Genomic DNA, 17292 nt, shown 5'->3' with positions numbered 1-17292 from the left:
GGAGAGGGAGAGACCATCATGTCCAGAAAAATGGTAACAGCCGGCGTAATTGCTTTAGCCATGCTGACGACAGCGGCCTGCGGAACCGGGAGTCAAGAGGCATCGGGATCGGAGAAATCCTCCGGCCAGCCGACGAAAATTACGTTCTACAGCTACAACCTGGCGATTGCCAGCCAAAAAGAGGGCGTCCTGCAGCTGATCTCCGAATTCGAAGCGGCTCACCCGGATATTAGAATCGATCCGATCGCCATTGCCTCGACCGAAATTAACACGAAAGTGCAGGCGGATATTGCCGCCGGTTCACGTCCCGACGTGGCGCAGCTCGTCTTCGACGGACTGGACTATGCCGTGCAAAACTACGGCGCCAAGGCACTCGAGGACGTTGTCCCGGCCGACGAGCTGAAAAAGAACTTCGAAGGCTTCTCCCCGAACGGCCTGAAGCTGGGGCAGCTCAAAGGTAAAACGTACGGCATGCCGTACACGTTCAGCACACCAGTGCTCTTTTACAATGCAAAAATCTTCCAAGATGCGGGCCTGGATCCGAACCAGCCGCCTAAAACGTGGGACGAGGTGAAGCAGGCAGCCTTGCAAATCACGTCCAAAACGAAAGCCGCAGGTGTGCACATCCAAGGGATGGCGGGCGCAGATTGGGTCGCCCAAGCGCTGGTCGGCAGCAACGGCGGCAAGGTGCTCTCCGATGACCGCAAATCGATTCAATTCGGCGAGCCTGAGGCTGTCGGCGCGATCAAAATGTGGCAGGATCTGATCCAAAGCGGTGCGCATGACAAATTGAACGACGGTGACGTGACGCAATCGTTCAGCGAAGGCAAGCTCGGCATGCTGCTCACGACCAGTGCGCTGCAAAGCGGCTTCATCACAGCGGCGAAAGCAGGGGGCTGGGAGCTGAAGAACGCAGCGATGCCATCCTTCGGCAGCAAGCCGACGACGCCGGTAAACTCCGGCAGCGCCTTGTTCATTCTGTCCGATGATAAAGCGAAGCAGAAGGCGGCGTGGGAATTCGTGAAGTTCGCTACCAGCGAACGCGGCTACACCATCATCACGACGAAAATGGGTTATCTGCCATTACGTCCGGCAATCGTCGACGATGCGCAATACTTGAAAGACTGGGTCACGCAAAATCCGCTTGTGAAGCCGAATCTCGATCAGCTTACGCGTCTGCAGCCGTGGGTATCCTACCCAGGCGCCAAATTCAGCCAAGTCGAGTCCACCTTTCTCGATGCCGTGCAAAAATCGCTGCAAACGACTGGCGACATCACGCCGATTATGCAGGACGCGCAGAAGCGCGCGCAAACGCTGATTCAATAAGCTTGACTGGAAAGGAGCAAATCCATGAATAACACCCTTGCCGGTGTGGCGCTTAAGGAACGATCCAAACCCGTTCAGCGAGTGCGCCGCAAGCGCTCATTGCGCTGGATCATGCCGTGGCTGTACCTGCTGCCGGCGTTGCTGTCCATCGGATACTGGGTGTACCGTCCGCTGCTGCAGACGGTACGGCTCAGCTTCTATGAGTGGAACATGCTGCCGACGTCGCCTCAGGTCTGGATGGGGCTGAAAAACTACAAGCTCCTCTTCACCCTGCCGGACATGAGCCAGGCGCTGGTGAACACACTGATCTACACCGTCGGCGTGCTGCCGTTCTCGCTCATCATCCCGCTGGCCATCGCCATCGCCACCGACAACATCGGCAAGCGGTCGCGCACCCTGTACAGGGCGCTCGTCTTCGTGCCGATGATCATGGCGCCGGTCGCGGTATCCGCGGTGTGGAGCTGGCTCATGAACCCGATGGGCGGCCTCATCAACAAAACGTTGATGGCGCTGCACCTCGTTCATGATCCGATTCGTTTCTTTTCCGACGTCAATTGGGCGATCTGGTCGGTTACCTTCATTACCGGCTGGAAGCTGATCGGCTTCAGCACCTTGATCTTCTCGGCCGCCTTGTCCGGCCTGAACAAGGAATACGTCGAGGCGGCCCGAATGGATCGGGCCAGCCGCTGGCAAATCATTTGGCACGTGCTGCTGCCCTTGCTGTCGCCAACGATTATGTTCATGGCGATGCTGAGCACGCTGTTCGCCGCCGAATGGAGCTTCTCCTACATCAATGTGCTTACGCAGGGCGGCCCGATGAACTCCACGACGAACATTTATTACTTGCTGTGGACGTACGGCTTCAAGACATTCTCCGTCGGATCGAGCTCGGCGGCAGCAGTTGTTGTCGTGTTCGGCTCGAGCTTGATCGCGCTTGGCTTCATGAAGCTCTCGAACAAGCTGTCGTTCTACGATAACTAAGGGCGCCTTCCGAAATTTCGTAAAGTCGTCAAAGGAGGAATCGACGTGAAGAAAACGTCTCTGACCGTTTCCCGCCCGGCGCTGGCCGGCAAGCATATTTTGCTCATCTTGTTGAGTCTATTGGCTGTTTTTCCATTTTACTGGATGCTGAATACCTCATTTAAAACGGCGGGCGACATCTATTCCACTTCGCTGCTGCCGAAGCATTGGACATTCGACAACTATCTCTATGCATGGAAAGCCATCCCGATGGCCCGCATGATGGCGAACTCGCTGACGGTGGCAATCGTGCAAACGGCAACGCAGCTCTTGACGAGCGTTCTGGCGGCTTTTGCATTTACTCGCTGGCAGTTCCGCGGGCAGGGCATCGTGTTTGCACTGATTTCGCTGACCTGGCTGGTGCCGTTTCAAGTCATCATGATCCCGAACTACGTCGTCATCAGCGGCTGGGGGCTGCGCAACAATTTGCTGGGGCTCATCATTCCTAACCTTGTCTCGGCCTTCGCCGTCCTGCAGATGTATCATGCGTTCCGAATGTTCCCCAAAACGCTGATCGAAGCGGCTCGCCTCGACGGCGCCTCCGATTGGAGCGTGCTGTGGCGCACCGTGTTTCCTAACTTACGGGCGACGATCGCCTCCACGGGCGTGCTGCTGTTCATCTCGGCCTGGAACGACTATTTCTGGCCGCTGCTCGTCACGAATAAACCGCAGTTTTCGACCCTGCAGATCGGTCTGCAATCTTTTATGTCCACGGAAGCGAACCAATGGGGGCCGATGATGGCGGCGACGACCATGGCGAGCCTGCCCATTCTCGTGATTTACCTGGCTTTGCAGCGACACATTATCGACTCTTTCTTAAAAGGCGGCTTGCGTTAATGAATTCACTCTTACCTGATGAGCGGGATTACCCGCAGCTAACGGGCCTGGCTAAGCCCTCTCTAGAGAAATTAGCCCATCAACAAATGCGGGAGCACATGATTAATGGCCACTTTTTGCCTGGCATGCTGCTCTCGGAAAATGAGCTAGCCGAACGCTTCGGCATGAGCCGAACACCGATCCGGGCCGCCATCTCTTTGCTGGAAAAAGAGGGCTTCGTGGAGTCCATCCGGGGACGGGGCGTCTTTGTCAAAGACATCTCGTTCCGGGAGTTTCACGAGATGTTCGAGGTACTGTCCTCGCTCCAACTGTACAGCCTGGACATCGCGGCGACGCGAAAGCTCGACTTCGACTTGCCGACGCTGGAGGGGCATTTGGAACGGCAGCTGCGCGCTTCCGAGGAGGACGATTACCGCACCTATTATGAAAGCGGGCTGCTTTTTATTGAAACGATGCTGCGCATCGTGAAGAATGCAAGCATGCTGCAGATCATCGAGCAGATCAAAGGCAAATACATGTTCAAAATCATTTCGTACCGCAAGCTGCATGTCCACACGCTGCCGAAGCCGCAGCAATCGGGGCATTTCAATAAACGCATCTATCAGGCGCTGGCGGCGGGAGATCTGGACGGAGCCAAAGGCATCGTCCTGGAGCTGATCGAGCAAATGAGCCGGCAATTTCAATCTTTTGATATGTAACGAGCAGTCATCCTATCATAGAAACGGTGGTTACACGATATGAATTCCATGGTAAAAACAGGCGAGCGGGTTCTGACAGTTGAAGGCGCCTACAATGTACGTGACTTGGGCGGTTATGCCACGAAGGATGGCAGCATGACGAGCTGGGGAGCGTTCTATCGCGCGGACGGCTTGCATCGGGTATCGGAAGAAAGTCGTGCTGCGTTGGCAGGCCGGGGGATCGCGAGCGTGATCGACCTGCGGCATGCGCGCGAAGTCGAGGAGAAGCGGAACGTCTTTGCGGATTACGAAGGCGTCGCGTATCACAACATTTCGCTGATCAACCCAGCGAAGGTATCCAGCGGCGCAGTGCGCACGCTGGGCGACTTGTACGTCGACCTGCTGGACGGCGCGCAAGCGGAATTGCTGCGCATCTTCAGGGTGCTGGCGGAGAGCGGCGACCGTGCCGTTCTGTATCACTGCACGGCCGGCAAAGACCGGACCGGCGTCGTATCCGCGCTGCTGCTGGCGCTGGCGGACGTGCCAGAGGCGACGATCGTCGAAGACTACAGCCTGACGGCTGTCTGCTTGACGCCGCTCTTGGATGAACTGCGCGCTGACCGCCCTGAGGGCGTGTCGGCGGAGGTGTACGAGCATTTTATCGGCTGCGACCCCGGCAACATGGTCTTGATGCTGGAGCACCTTGCCGAGAAGTATGCGAGTGCCGAGCAGTACCTGCGCGGCATCGGGCTGACTGAGGCGCAGCTTCAGGTGTTGAAGGCGCGCCTGGTTGGGTAGGATAGGCGCGGCACCATAAGAGCAAGCACGAACACGTCCCCGCTGTCTGGTAGGACGTGTTTTTTTTGTGGCTAAGCGACGTGGGAGGGCGCTGTCTCTCCGTCTCTGTGAAAAAGGCCGAATCCCGCCCACCGCGGTACACCACCTGCAAAAAGTACAGGAAATTTCGCTATCCTGGCCTAATTCTTGAAAGATCCTGCAAAAAGCACAGGAAATTTCGTCTGAATCCCATCTGAAAGCGGTTGCAAACCATCTTTTCTGAAATATAGCTGTAGGAAATGCAGGTATCCCTGCAATTTTGTCCCATTGGGCTGAATTTAGCTGTAGTTTTTACACTAACTACCAGGCACTTGGATGTCGCACCAGTCGATTACATCGCATTGGCTATGCTTCATCACAACTAAAAACCTGGCCGGAAAGGGCCAGGCTTTCAAATCTTCACCGCACACATTAGAAGGGCAGCGCCGGAGAGTAACTAATTGTTGGCCATCCATGCGACGATTTCGGGGTGCTCCGTGTACAAGCGATGGTGATACATAAAGTACTCGACAGCCTCCGACTCGTCCCCGAACCCAATCGTTTCAGGTGGGTTTTTAGGCATCTTTTTCAGTCCAAGCAGCAGTGGGAGTACGTGAGGATTTTGTTTTTTGGCTTGGCGCAGCAGTCTTTTCAGTTCCTGTTTCGGCCCCTGCAGCATGTACAGCATGAAAATGCGGTTATAGTTGAATTGCGCGCTATCCTCGTCGTACTCTTCAATGAAAGTGATCCCTTTCTGGTATTGCTTGGTGAGCATATAGGCGGTTGTCAGCAAATAGCGAGCGCCCATACTATCGTCCGGCGAGAGGTCGAGCATCTCCTCAAGCAGGGATAATGCTTCCTTCGGGCGCTGCAACACGTACAGACAAAGCTCAGCGCAGCCGTACATGGATCGCATAAAGGGTCTTGTTTCCGTTAATCCCCAGAAATAGCCTTTGTTCTTCTTGAAAAAGGCGCTGCCGAGCCGCTTGCGCCCGGCTTCAATCCCTTTACGGTAGTAGTCTGCTGCTGCCTGAAAATCTTTTAAATCGCCGGCAATGACGTTATAGGCATCCGGATGAAGGGGATCGAGCTTAATCGCTTGCTCAGCTAATGCTTTCCTTTCCTTCAGGGAGTGCGAGTGCCAAGCCTTATCGATGAGAGGCTGCGCCGGGCTGATGAGGCCACGATCAGGAAGGAAAAGATCATCGTCATCAAATAAGTCAAAAACTTCATCATTATCATCGTCATCATCATCATCCCGTTCCTCATCCTCTTCGTCATCGCCCATGGTCTGATCCAAGAAACCGAGGATTTCCTGAAACCGTTTGGAGACGCTGCCGGCTGAAACGCCGTAACGCGCGGCTACAGCCGTTTGAGTGATCTCCGCTTCTTCCAACAAGAAGGACAGCGTATACTCCAACGTGGCGAGGATCACAGTCTGCTTGTTAATGATCGGTTTGGATAACGTCGAGTAATGATTCCAAAGTGAGGCGATCATGGAAATGTCTTTCCACGTGTAACGCCCCAGCAGGTGCTCAGGGAGCTTGGCGGCAATGATCTCGTAAATGGGGGATGTCCATTGCAAGTAAGCAAGGAAAGACTTATATTCGGCTTGCGAAGCCGGGTGTTTAGGTTCCGCCATAACTTCCTGCGCCTGTGCCGTTTGCTGCGCGCCGATGCGCACAACATTCCCGGCTTCGTCTGTAGGCAGACAGCACTTCTTATACTTGTCGCCGCTGCCGCAAGGACAAGGATCATTCCTGCCGACTTTCACCAATTGTGACATATACCGCCCTCAAATCTTCATTTTCTTTCTATTATATCACAACGCCCAGCATAAACCCGTCATACCCTTTGCTGCCGACGGTCTGGATGGCCGTTGCGCTGATGCGCGGCTCCTGAGCCAACAGCTCGTAAAATGCCCGAACCCCCTGCACGCGCGCATCGGGACTGTCATCCCGCACGATCTCGCCCTCACGGATGACGTTGTCGCCGAGAATGACCGTGCCCGGCCGCGAGAACGCCAGCGCCCACTTCAAGTAGTGCGGATTGTTCGGCTTATCCGCATCGATAAAAATGAAGTCGAACGGCTCCGCACCTTCGGCTTGCAGTTCGGCCAGCTGCGCCAGGGCATCGCCCACCCGCAATTCCACTTTGCTGGCCAGCCCTGCCAGCAGCAGATTCGACTGCGCAACCTCCGCATGATGCGGGTCCAGCTCCAGCGTGACAAGCCGTCCGTCTGCAGGCAGCGCCCGCGCCATCCAAATCGTGCTGTAGCCGCCCAAAGTGCCGATCTCCAAAATCCGCTTGGCGCCTCTCATTTGAACGAGCAGCTGCAGCAGCTTGCCTTGGGTCGGGCTGACGTCGATCGGCGGCAAAGCCGCCTGCTGATTGGCAGCGAGCACTTGCTCCAGATCAGGATCATGCGGAATTAACTGTTGTTCGATATAGCGGTCGACTTTTTTCCACGTTTCGTTCAGTTGCATGTGAATCACGTCTCCTCTGTGAAGGGTTACTTCCTGCTTTTAGTGTACGTGGATTCAATGTATAAATATAATATATCATTATCGATAAATCATATATTTAATATATAAGTGGAGGCATCTATGAATTTACATGCTTTGCGGCTGTTCCATGTCATCGCTTCGACGGGCAGCGTCACCCGCGCTTCGGAGCAGCTTCATATCAGCCAGCCGGCCATCACCGCGCAGATCAAAAAGTTCGAAAAAGAGCTGGGCTTCCCGCTCTTAAAGCCGGAAGGGCGCGGCGTCGCCCTGACGGATGCGGGGGAGGAGCTTGCCCTGCTGGCGAAACGGTTGTTCGCGGTGGAGCAGCAGATCGAGCAGTTCACGCACGATTATCGCAGCGGGACGACCGGCGCCATTCGGCTGGCGGCGACGTATTTGCCGGCACACTTTTTGCTGCCGGCGTGGCTTGCGCGTTTTAAGCGGCAGTATGAGCAGGTGGACATGACGATTACGACGACGAATGCCGGTGATGCGTTGGCGAAGCTGGTGAACGTGGAGGTCGATATTGCGATTTTCGGCGGGATTGCGGAAGAGTATTCGGAGGCGATTCATAAAGAGGAGTTGTTTCAGGACGAGCTGTGGTTCGTCGTGGCGCCGCTTCACCGGTATACGGGTCGGCAGGTGACGCTGGATGAGATGATGCAGGAGCCTTTTGTTATGCGGGAGGAGGGCAGTTCTACGCGGGAGCGACTGATGTCGCTCTGCCGGACTTACAGCGCTGCGCTGCCGAAGATTTCGCTCCAGTTCAACGGGCTGCATGAAGCGATTCAAGCTGTTATTGCAGGGTACGGGGCGAATTTTGTATCGTCGCTGGTCGTGCGCGATTATGTAGAGCGCGGCGAGCTCGCGCGGGTGTATGTGGAAGGGATCCATTTGACAAATTCCATCGGTATTTGTACGCGGAAAGGTGAGCCGCTGTCACCGTCGGCGGCGAACTTCATCCAGATGATGAAGGGTATGCCTTAGTATTCATGCAAAAAATGTAAAAATTTGAAGAGGGGATAACTTCCATGTGTCGAACTATTCCTGCAAAAGGGGGAATAGACTTGTTAGGAGTGGCATTATCCGGCGGCGGCTACCGTGCGTCGTTATTTCATCTTGGGGTGTTGGCGCGTCTTGCCGATACGGGACTGCTTAGGCAGGTCGAGGCGTTCTCGACGGTATCCGGCGGTTCGATTGTAGGGGCTTTTTACTATCAAATGCTGTGCGAGGAGCTGCGGAAGGATCGCGTGTTAACCGATCAGGATTATCGCGATTTGATGCAGCGAGTGATCACAGCATTTGTCGCGGCGGTACAGGAGGATTTACGTAACCGTGTGCTGGTCGCGGGGGTAATCTCATCCGTCATTCCACCGCAAATTACGAAGCCGATGATGGGTTTCATGCATCGGATCTTTCCGTCATTGAACACGGATGTCGTGTTCGCTTCCAAGCTGGAGCAGGGGCTGCGGGCGTTGATGTTCCATGATACCGTCCTGCAGGACTGGCATCAGCCGCCTGTCCATCCGGGGAATCGAAAGCCGGAACTAATCATGAATACGTCGATTCTGGAGAATGGACAGACGCTTTATGTATCGTCGAATCCTGAGAGTGTGCTGTGGGCACGCAACGCGATGAATCATGGCATTCAGCCGGATGAGCTGCAGCAGCTGCCGATTGCCAAAGCGGTGGCGGCGTCGGCGTGTGTGCCGGGGCTTTTTGACCCGATGGATATTCGATTTGGGGATCATGGGGTGCATGGCGTCGATGGCGGTGTATTGGACAATCTAGGCGGGCATGCGCTGGAGCTGCTGCGGCAGTCGGACATGACGATGCTGCTCAGCGACGCCTCCATGCCGATGGCGGTGGAGAGTTACGAGGAAGTCGATGCGGTGGAGTCTTTTCTCCGTATTCAAGATCTATTCATGGATGTCATTCGCGATCTGCGGATGGGGGAGGGCAAGGATGTACTCATCGACATGCGCAGCGATCTTCCCGGCATTGATTCGACAGTCCGGACACTGGCGATGACGATGCGGACGGATCTGAATTCGTTCTCCGAGGTAGAATCCTACACGCTGATGTATGTGGGGTATCGCGCCTGCGAGGAGCAGTTGAGACGCAATCCGGTGAAAACAGCGGTACCGACAGAGGCTGCAGCGGAAAGTGCCTGGCCGTTTATGGCCATTCGCGATTATGCGGCATCGCCGACGCCGGAATACTTGACGATGCTGGACCGCAAGCGAGACAAGCGGTTGGCCATCCCGAAGCCAAGCATCACCCAGTTCATCAGCCTGGCGTATCTGCTGCTGTATGCGGCGCTGTTCGTGTACATTACGATGCACCATGGCGTGATTGAAGCGCTCTGGTATGCGTTCTGCATCCCTGTGCTCTTTGTAACGTGCGTCGGTCTCCTGTATTTGCGCAGACGCCTCGCCAAAGATCGGCGCCGAGGCACGCTGGCGCAGCTGGAGCAAAGCAGTCTCCGCCTGTAACGGGGCGGTATAGGGAAAAGGGAGGCACGGTGTACATCACCATGACCTCCCTTTTTAGCTATATCGAAATAACTACTGCGGATTCGCTTCAATAGCGCCGCCAAGCCATTCGAATTCATATTCGAATTGGGCCGTGGAGGCATAGTCGTCGGGGGAGTACGGACGAGCGGTCGGAAGGGAGGATGGGGGTGCCATCGCGGGTTCGGCCCCTTTGTCATAGCTACTAACACCTAACGCCGTTAAGAAAAATAAGCCAACGCATAGCCAAACCATTTTGACCGCCATAAAGTTCGCCGCCTCCGTCGCTTTCGGATACTTTGAGTGTACGCCAGGCATGTCATCGCAGTATCAACGGTATGTAAAGATTGCGTTGATTTTCTAGTAATCTCGTATAGTAAGCGGCGATAGATTCCTATATAATTTAATTAAAAATGATGTCGAATTGTAGGGAATATCGATGCTTGGCACAATTGGGGGAACAGCTAGAGTGAGACGCAGGTTCAGGTTATGGAAGCAAATTGGCATCGGGATATGCGGCGGTCTCATCGGTATGATCGCTTTAACGTTCACCCCTGCGACAACGGAACAGAATGCCACGCCTAATGTGGAGAAGCGGCATGTGATGATTCGGCTGGAGGATGTCGGCCTTGGCGGCGATTACAACAGTCCCGAGGGGCTGGGCAAACTGCGTGCGGTTTTTGATTATTTGGCCTCGGAGCATGTGCCTTATCATGTTGCGGTCATCCCGCGGCGAATCTCGATGAAGGCGGACGGCGTCTGGAAAGAGCGCGGCATCGACGACCCGAATCCCGATCCTTTGGTAAGCGCATTCATCAAGGTGCTCCAGGATGCGCAGCGAAGCGGCGGCGTTCTCGGCATGCACGGATACCGGCATCAGTATGGCGAGTCGTATCGGGCGGACGGCGAGCATAATTCGGGGATCGGCTCGGAGTTCAATGTGCAGGGCGCGCCGGAGACGATGGAGATGTCGTATGCGGCCGAACGGATGAAGGAGGCGCTTGCCGCATTTGCGAAGGCAGGCTTGCAGCCGGCCTTTTGGGAGTCGCCGCATTATCAGGATACCCGGGGGCAAGAGGAAGTGTTCCGCTCGTTCGTCGGCCTGCTCTATCAACCGGACATGCATTCGAAAAATTCCCTGAAAGATCTCGTCACCTACGATACGGTCAATATGTATGGGCAAAAGAGTCTCGGTTCCGTCTACATCCCGGCCCCTTTCAAATATGTGAGCGACTCGCTGTCCGTCGATCAAATGCTGGATCGAGCGCGGACGGATGATGGGTTGGCGTCGTTTTATTTTCATCCGTTTTTGGAGTTTTCGCATTTAGAGCAGGTAAAAGGCAGCGATGGTGCGCCCGTGGTAAGGGATGGGCTTCCGGAGTTTGCGTATCGGCAGGAGGCCGATCCGTCCTACTTGCACAAGCTGATGGCCGGCTTCCAGGAGCGCGGCTATCGCTGGATGTCGCTGTATGACGTCGTGCCGTTCACGCCGGGCAGCCGCGTGACGCTGCCGCCGAAGACACCAATCCACCATGTGTTGGCGGGTGATGTGATGGGCAAAGGGCACGCCGACGTTGTCGTGCGGGAGGCGCACCGCATCCTCGTAATCCCCGGCACCTATACGCCGCCGCGCAACCGCACGCAGGAAGCGTCGCAGGTGTGGCTGCAGGAGACGTATGCGCCGGAGGAGCAACTGGTGCTGCTCGACGTGAACGCCGACGGGAAGCAGGACCTGCTTGCGTACAACGCGCAGACCGGCGCTGTCCGCGTGGCGCTGTCGGACGGGCAGGCATTTCTGCCGCCGGAGGCTATGGGTGCGATGCCGTCGGGCTTGACCTCGCTGAAAGCGCTTCAGCTCTCGCGCGGCAAAGGTCTGATTGCCAAAGGCGCGCACGGCCTCGTGCAGGCGGCGGTGTCGGGCAAGCGCGTCGAGTACGCCGACGTCCCCGCGGCGCTGCCGGAGGATGCGGCCGTGTACACCGGCCGCTTTGACAGCACGGACGTCGACGACGTGCTGTGTGTGTCGGGCAGCGACCGCAAGCTGTCGCTGCTGGCGCAGCAGCGCGGCGGCGGCTTCGCCCCGCCGCGAGCGCTGGGCCAGCTGTCCGTGGACGCGGACAGCCAGGTGTTGGTTGGCGATGCGAACGGGGACGGGCGCAGCGATGTGATTTTGTACAACGCGGCGACAGGCGTCTGGCGCGTGCTCGAGAATGAAGGCGGCGGGGGCTTCCGCCCGCTCGACAATGAATTCGGCCCTTGGGCGCAGGGCGCAGCCCGGCAAGGGTTGGCCGCCGATTGGGACGGCAATGGCAAAACGGACATTGCCTCATATGACGAGACCGGCCATGTGCTGGACATGGCGATGTCGTTCCGCGGCGCGACCCGGTAGGGCGCGAGCGGGTGTTGGAGCAGGCAAGAGCGGCAACAGCGGGAGCAGGCTGGCCAGGCTCTGTTGGGCTAGTCAGGCTAGTAGTCGGGGCAAGGTCGGCTAGCTTGCTTGAGGGGAGACCGCCCGCTGATAACTGCTTGCCGTCCAAGCAACGTCGATGAATTCCTGCGAATGTGCAGGGATTTTTTGCATTTTCGGCTTGTTCAGGGAAATTCCTGCGGAAAAGCAGGCATTTGGAGCGAATTCCCCGAAAATCAGCCGATCTGCCACAAAAACCTGCCTAATCGCTGGCTTTTACCGAAATCGAGGGGGAGCGGGATGAAATTCCTGCCTAATCGCAGGTTTGGGGCGGTGACACGGTCGCACTAGTCCACTGCCGTCGGACGACTATGCCCCACTCCCCCACCTGCAACGGCAAAAAGGCCCTTACGTTCTTTTAACAGAACGTAAGGGCCTTAAGTCGCGTGCAGGTTACTCGGCGTTCTTTTTGCCGACCCCTTGCAGATAGGTGAAAGATTCCGATAACAGATGGATCAGTTGATCTGTCTGCTCTTTGCCCAAGTGGTCGATTAATCCTGCGAAAATCTCTTTATACTGATCCATTGCCTTTTGTGCAAGTGTGACGCCGGCTTCCGTTAGGGTCAGTTTGGAGATGCGGCGGTCACTTTGGTCGGGGGAGCGCTCGATATAGCCATTGTGAATGAGACTGTTCGTCATTTGCGTCACGGTCGGCGAAGTTACTTGCAACGTTTTGCGCAGCTCGGAAACGGTCGTTCCCGTTGTATCGCCTTGGTCCAGCATTCTCTTCATGAGTACGAGAACGCGGACTTCGCTCGTTTTGATTCCCCAGACCGTGGTTTTGCGCCAATCGGCCTTAGCCAAGCGTGAAAATACATCGATCAGGCTGAGGATGTAAGCATGGGAGTATTGCGTCATTGTAGTCACCGCCAGACATTCCTGATAGGTAAGGCACACTAATCATAAGAAAAGGAGCCCCTTGTCGTCAACTTTTGGGCCGCACTACTCTTGTTCGAACGATGCGGCATCGGGGAGGCAGAAAAGGGAAAACAGAGATCCAAGCAGAATATTGAGAGTATATCGAGTAGGGGAGGGTTTGCTGTGAAGAATGAGGCAACGATGCAAATAACCGAAGTGCGTGAATATATCCCATTATTGCGGAACGCCACGGCGATCTCAAAGATTCATAAAGGCTTCTCTTATGACGGGAAATATCTTGTTTACGAAGGCAGTGACAAGCCGGTTTATGTGCTACGTACTGCGACTTTCAAGCAGAGCGAACGTAAACGGCGGGAGTTTGAGATCATAGGCCGCATCCACGCCCTTGGCGTTCGGACCTCTGAGCCGGTTGCATTCGGCACGATTGAGGCGCTTGATTTATGTTACATGGTTTTGCGGTATGTCGAGGGGGAGGATGCTTCCGAGAGGCTGCCGCTGATGACGGCTGAGGAACAATATAACGTGGGTGTTGAGGCAGGGCACGAACTGCTTATGATGCATGAGATGGAAGCGCCTGTGGATCTGGGAACGTGGTCAACGCGCAGGATTGCGAAGCATAACCGTCATTTGTCGGACTATCGACAATGTGGGGTTAAGCTGCCTGGAGAGCGTGCGGTTATTGCCTTTATCGAAGAGCAGTTGCCACTGCTGGAGGGGCGCCCGAACCGTTTCCAACATGATGACTTTCATCCCGGCAATCTGCTCGTGCAGGGCGGTGCTTATGCGGCGGCGATCGATTTCAATCGGTACGACTGGGGAGACCCGTATCATGATTTTCTGAAAATCGCTTACTTCGCCAGCGAAGTCAGTATTCCGTTCTCGATCGGACAAATCGACGGATATTTTAAAGGGAAGATTCCGGGGGAATTTTGGAACCTGTATGCGCTGTATACGGCAATGATTATGTTTGGAACGATCACGTGGACGCTCCAAGTCGTGCCGGCACAGCTCGATTCAATGATGGCCCGCATTCAAAGGGTACTGGATGATCATCGGAATTTCGAAAGCGCCGTACCGATGTGGTACAAAGGTTAGTCAAGCATTTATAGGATGATGATGCAAGAGCAAATTGAAGGGTTCGTTATACGTGATTATCGAAGTAACCGATGGCAGGCTCTGTCTTATTAACTATGAGTCTCTAACAATGGGGGCACAATTTCCTGATGTCAGCTTACCGGAAGCTCATTTGCAAGACTGTGTTTTTGAACTTAGCAATGGGCTGTACACATGTCGAACCGTCCAGATGAACAACGTTGAAGAGAGGCTTGATACCGCACCGGAACTGGACTTCATAATAGAGTTTACGCTAACCGACGATGGGGGCGAACCGTGGCATCATATCCCATGGTTTGAAAGTGAATGCAACTAATTTTTTCTTTGACGCACTCAATGATGAGGGATGCAGATGACATTTCCCCTCGACGACCTGCACTTTGTACATCAAATCAGTCGATCGAAGTGGGTTTTCGCGTAAAATCATGCATTTTGTGCAGGTAAATCGGGCTAGACTGCCCCGGAAGCGTCCCCAAATGGGAAATGAGCCGATTTTTAATGTAGGTTTTACATGTTCTAGCTGAATTTTTGGCTTTTTTGGGAAATTTAATGTAGGTTCTACAGGTTCATGGGCGAGGTGGGAGGTGGGACGTGGAGGAGGCCGCCCAAATGTACCCTCCATACGACACCATCTGTGCTATACTGAAAAAGCATGTGCAGAACAGCGAAGTCCTGCCAACAAAAGTTGCGACAACCGAAATTTCGTCAACAAGGCTAGGTCAATCAAGCATTGCCAATAAAAAGCTCTATTCGTAAGCACAACGGTACGCTAAATACGACAAAACAAAAAGAAGTTGATCCCTTCCTATGAGAACGAATGTCAGCGTGAGAATGCAAACCTTTTTGAACAAGTATTTTACCGGAGAAGCGATCGATTACCGCCAGATTATCGCGCTCTATGTGCCGATCCTCGTGGATCAGGCGTTCCTCGTGGGGATGAACCTGATCAACACGGCGATGATTTCCTCGTCAGGCGTGGCGGCGGTCAGTGCCGTGAGCATGATTGATTCGCTCAATATTTTTCTGATCAGCGTGTTCATCGCGGTTTCGACCGGGGGCACGGTGGTGGTGGCGCAGTACAAGGGCAGCGGCAACGATCGGATGGTGTCGCGAGCGGCGGCAAGCTCGGTATCCTCCGTGACGTTGCTTTCGCTGGCGATTTCTGTGCTCTTTTTGCTTTTCCACAGTCCTGCGCTAAAGCTTTTGTTCGGCGCAGCGGCAGATGATGTTTTCGCCAACGCCAAGACGTATATCGTGGGCAGCTCCCTGTCTTTCACAGGGATCGCGATTGTGGAAGCCGTATGCGGCGCGCTGCGCGGGATCGGCAAGTCCCGTTCCTCGCTCAAGCTGTCGCTCATTATGAACCTGACGTACGTCGTGCTGAACGTGCTGTTCATTAATGTGCTGCACATGGGCGTGCACGGCTTGACCATTGCGATGAATATTTCCCGTTACGGCGCGGCGGCGGTGGCGCTCTTGTACCTGTTCAAGCTGGACACGAATCTGCGGGTGCAGATCAAGGACATGCTCCAGATCAACTGGGCGATGGTGAAAAAGATTTCCTACGTCGGCTTCCCCTTCGCGGCGGAGCAAATGTTCTTCAACGGCGGCAAAATGCTGACGCAAGTGTTCATCGTCAGCCTAGGCACGCACGCGTTGGCGACGAACGCGATCGGCAACTCGCTCGCGACGGTGTTCCAGATTCCGTCGATGGCGCTGTCCATCACGACGGTAACGGTCATCGGCCAGTGCATGGGCCGCCAAAACGTACGCGACGCCCGCAAGTTCGCCAAGGCGTTCATCGGCTTGTCCTCGTTTTCTTTTATCTTGATGACGCTGATTCTGCTGCCTTTATTCCGGCCGATTGTCGGTCTGTTCCATCCGCCGGAAGATATTATGCACGACCTGTTCATCATTACGCTGATTAACGCGCTGATGCAGATTCCGCTCTGGCCGCTCTCCTTCTTGATGCCGGCAGCGCTGCGGGCTGCGGGCGATTCCAAGTTCACGTCGATCACCGCCATGCTGTCGATGTGGCTGTTCCGGGTCGTGCTAGGTTACGTGCTCGGCATCGTGTGCCACATGGGCATCATCGGCGTCTGGCTCGCCATGAACATCGAATGGGGCGTGCGCGGCGGCGTCTTCCTCTGGCGGTTCCGAGGCGACAAGTGGTACCGCCACCGTCTGATCGAGCCGATGACACCGGCCGCTCCGGCTTCATCGTCCTCGCTCCCAACAGCGAAGAAATAGCCTCACTTCACATAGAAAAAGAGTGCCCCAACCAGCCTCACGGCCTCGGGGACACTCTTTTTTGCATGCTTGCTTTGGACGGCGGGTAGCCCTTGATAGCGCTGAACACGTTGCTGAAATAGCTGATGTCCTTGAAGCCGCAGCGTTCGGCCGCATCGGAGACGGAGAACCCGCCGCCGGACAGCATCATTTCCGCGTTGTTGATCCGCACCAGATTAATGAAATGCTTCACGCTGAAGCCGGTGCTCGTCTTGAACAGCTTGCCGAGGTACACGGGATGCAGGTTAACGACTTTGGCTACGGTAGCCAGGTCGAGCTCTTCGCTGTAGTGGTCGACAACAAACTCTTTCACCTTTTCAACCCGGCTGTCCGAGTGCGTGATGGGGGAATGATGGAACGAAACGGCCAGCAAGCGGTGCAGAATGAGGTGGAAAATGCCGCGCGCAAACATCCGGTACCCAGGCTGCATGCCGCTCCAGATCCGGTTGAATTCCAGAATGTAATTCAGGATTTCGCTCGTCATTTGATGTTTGGTCACAATGTCGAACGGAAAGCGAATCTCGCCCGCAGAGGCCGGCTGCATGAGCGTAAAATTGAAGGCATAGGAGTGCATCGGGGCCTCCTTGAACGTGTGCGCTTCGCGCACGCTGCCGGCGGGGATGAACAGCATGTCCCCGGCTTCTACGGTGATTTTCTCACCATTTACGTAATAGTTGGCTCGTCCCTCGATGATAAACGTCAGGTCATAGAAATCGATCTCCTGCCGGATAATTTCCCAATCGGGAAAGCAGCGGCGATCGACGAATAAGAACACCTCGGGCACGACGGATTCTAACTGCTCAAAATCCATGAAGAGGATCAGCCTCCAAAAATTAATTTGTAATCGC

At 55.2% G+C, this 17292-nt stretch carries 16 protein-coding genes; 11 read left to right on the top strand and 5 right to left on the bottom strand.

What is annotated here, in order from left to right; genetic code table 11:
- The first annotated feature begins 18 nt into the window (after positions 1-18).
- From ABE504_RS24900 to ABE504_RS24880, 5 genes are read left to right on the top strand one after another with little or no spacing between them, the layout of a single operon-like run.
- Complete coding sequence (locus tag ABE504_RS24900; protein ID WP_430094027.1) at positions 19-1326, top strand: ABC transporter substrate-binding protein; 1308 nt, start codon at positions 19-21, stop codon at positions 1324-1326.
- A gap of 24 nt (positions 1327-1350) precedes the next feature.
- A complete protein-coding gene (locus ABE504_RS24895; RefSeq protein WP_430094024.1) occupies positions 1351-2307 on the top strand; it encodes a carbohydrate ABC transporter permease in 957 nt (318 codons plus the stop codon).
- A gap of 45 nt (positions 2308-2352) precedes the next feature.
- On the top strand, positions 2353-3183 hold the full coding sequence (locus ABE504_RS24890; protein ID WP_430094021.1) for a carbohydrate ABC transporter permease: 831 nt from the start codon (positions 2353-2355) through the stop codon (positions 3181-3183).
- Positions 3183-3881 carry a GntR family transcriptional regulator gene (locus tag ABE504_RS24885; RefSeq protein ID WP_430094019.1) on the top strand — a complete coding sequence of 233 codons (699 nt, stop codon included), beginning with the start codon at positions 3183-3185 and terminating at the stop codon, positions 3879-3881. Before ABE504_RS24890 ends, ABE504_RS24885 begins: the two co-directional genes overlap by 1 nt.
- A 39-nt stretch (positions 3882-3920) precedes the next feature.
- Entirely contained in the window at positions 3921-4658 is a 738-nt protein-coding gene (locus ABE504_RS24880; protein ID WP_430094017.1) for a tyrosine-protein phosphatase, read from the top strand.
- A 475-nt stretch (positions 4659-5133) separates the two neighbouring features.
- On the opposite strand, the gene ABE504_RS24875 is transcribed toward ABE504_RS24880, so the two are convergent.
- Positions 5134-6462 (bottom strand): SEC-C metal-binding domain-containing protein, encoded by a 1329-nt coding sequence (locus ABE504_RS24875; RefSeq protein ID WP_430094014.1) that lies wholly within the window; start codon positions 6460-6462, stop codon positions 5134-5136.
- Positions 6463-6493: 31 nt separating this feature from the next.
- On the bottom strand, positions 6494-7162 hold the full coding sequence (locus ABE504_RS24870; protein WP_430094011.1) for an O-methyltransferase: 669 nt from the start codon (positions 7160-7162) through the stop codon (positions 6494-6496).
- A gap of 120 nt (positions 7163-7282) precedes the next feature.
- On the opposite strand from ABE504_RS24870, the gene ABE504_RS24865 reads away from it, so the two are divergent.
- Positions 7283-8170: a LysR substrate-binding domain-containing protein gene (locus ABE504_RS24865; protein WP_430094008.1), complete on the top strand. Its 888-nt coding sequence runs from the start codon at positions 7283-7285 to the stop codon at positions 8168-8170.
- 89 nt (positions 8171-8259) lie between these two features.
- Positions 8260-9678 carry a patatin-like phospholipase family protein gene (locus ABE504_RS24860; RefSeq protein ID WP_430094314.1) on the top strand — a complete coding sequence of 473 codons (1419 nt, stop codon included), beginning with the start codon at positions 8260-8262 and terminating at the stop codon, positions 9676-9678.
- A 72-nt stretch (positions 9679-9750) separates the two neighbouring features.
- Here the strand turns inward: ABE504_RS24860 and ABE504_RS24855 are convergent, their stop codons facing one another.
- Positions 9751-9873 (bottom strand): hypothetical protein, encoded by a 123-nt coding sequence (locus ABE504_RS24855; RefSeq protein ID WP_430094005.1) that lies wholly within the window; start codon positions 9871-9873, stop codon positions 9751-9753.
- 292 nt (positions 9874-10165) lie between these two features.
- On the opposite strand from ABE504_RS24855, the gene ABE504_RS24850 reads away from it, so the two are divergent.
- Positions 10166-12085: a DUF2334 domain-containing protein gene (locus ABE504_RS24850; RefSeq protein ID WP_430094003.1), complete on the top strand. Its 1920-nt coding sequence runs from the start codon at positions 10166-10168 to the stop codon at positions 12083-12085.
- 471 nt (positions 12086-12556) lie between these two features.
- Here ABE504_RS24850 and ABE504_RS24845 read toward each other — a convergent pair whose 3' ends face one another.
- On the bottom strand, positions 12557-13021 hold the full coding sequence (locus ABE504_RS24845; protein WP_430094311.1) for a MarR family winged helix-turn-helix transcriptional regulator: 465 nt from the start codon (positions 13019-13021) through the stop codon (positions 12557-12559).
- 183 nt (positions 13022-13204) lie between these two features.
- Between ABE504_RS24845 and ABE504_RS24840 the strand changes: the two genes are divergently transcribed.
- The 3 genes from ABE504_RS24840 to ABE504_RS24830 all read left to right on the top strand — a co-directional run bounded on the left by ABE504_RS24840 (position 13205) and on the right by ABE504_RS24830 (position 16405).
- A complete protein-coding gene (locus tag ABE504_RS24840; RefSeq protein WP_430094001.1) occupies positions 13205-14137 on the top strand; it encodes a phosphotransferase family protein in 933 nt (310 codons plus the stop codon).
- A 52-nt stretch (positions 14138-14189) separates the two neighbouring features.
- Complete coding sequence (locus ABE504_RS24835; protein ID WP_430093998.1) at positions 14190-14471, top strand: hypothetical protein; 282 nt, start codon at positions 14190-14192, stop codon at positions 14469-14471.
- Positions 14472-14962: 491 nt separating this feature from the next.
- Positions 14963-16405, top strand: coding sequence for an MATE family efflux transporter (locus ABE504_RS24830; RefSeq protein ID WP_430093995.1), 1443 nt, complete (start codon positions 14963-14965; stop codon positions 16403-16405).
- Between the two features lie 37 nt (positions 16406-16442).
- On the opposite strand, the gene ABE504_RS24825 is transcribed toward ABE504_RS24830, so the two are convergent.
- Positions 16443-17255, bottom strand: coding sequence for an AraC family transcriptional regulator (locus tag ABE504_RS24825; RefSeq protein ID WP_430093992.1), 813 nt, complete (start codon positions 17253-17255; stop codon positions 16443-16445).
- Positions 17256-17292 lie beyond the last annotated feature (37 nt).

This window comes from Paenibacillus oryzisoli, assembly GCF_050467285.1.
In the GTDB taxonomy this organism is placed as follows: Bacteria; Bacillota; Bacilli; order Paenibacillales; family NBRC-103111; genus Paenibacillus_E; species Paenibacillus_E oryzisoli_A.
This window is presented reverse-complemented; position numbering and strand designations above follow the sequence as displayed.

Bases quoted from the DNA above. Each gene is read 5' to 3' on its own strand.
- ABE504_RS24855 (WP_430094005.1), bottom strand. From the start codon at position 9,873: ATGGCACCCCCATCCTCCCTTCCGACCGCTCGTCCGTACTCCCCCGAC.
- ABE504_RS24845 (WP_430094311.1), bottom strand. From the start codon at position 13,021: ATGACGCAATACTCCCATGCTTACATCCTCAGCCTGATCGATGTATTT.
- ABE504_RS24830 (WP_430093995.1), top strand. From the start codon at position 14,963: ATGAGAACGAATGTCAGCGTGAGAATGCAAACCTTTTTGAACAAGTAT.
- ABE504_RS24885 (WP_430094019.1), top strand. From the start codon at position 3,183: ATGAATTCACTCTTACCTGATGAGCGGGATTACCCGCAGCTAACGGGC.
- ABE504_RS24880 (WP_430094017.1), top strand. From the start codon at position 3,921: ATGAATTCCATGGTAAAAACAGGCGAGCGGGTTCTGACAGTTGAAGGC.
- ABE504_RS24825 (WP_430093992.1), bottom strand. From the start codon at position 17,255: ATGGATTTTGAGCAGTTAGAATCCGTCGTGCCCGAGGTGTTCTTATTC.
- ABE504_RS24875 (WP_430094014.1), bottom strand. From the start codon at position 6,462: ATGTCACAATTGGTGAAAGTCGGCAGGAATGATCCTTGTCCTTGCGGC.
- ABE504_RS24870 (WP_430094011.1), bottom strand. From the start codon at position 7,162: ATGCAACTGAACGAAACGTGGAAAAAAGTCGACCGCTATATCGAACAA.
- ABE504_RS24865 (WP_430094008.1), top strand. From the start codon at position 7,283: ATGAATTTACATGCTTTGCGGCTGTTCCATGTCATCGCTTCGACGGGC.
- ABE504_RS24900 (WP_430094027.1), top strand. From the start codon at position 19: ATGTCCAGAAAAATGGTAACAGCCGGCGTAATTGCTTTAGCCATGCTG.
- ABE504_RS24895 (WP_430094024.1), top strand. From the start codon at position 1,351: ATGAATAACACCCTTGCCGGTGTGGCGCTTAAGGAACGATCCAAACCC.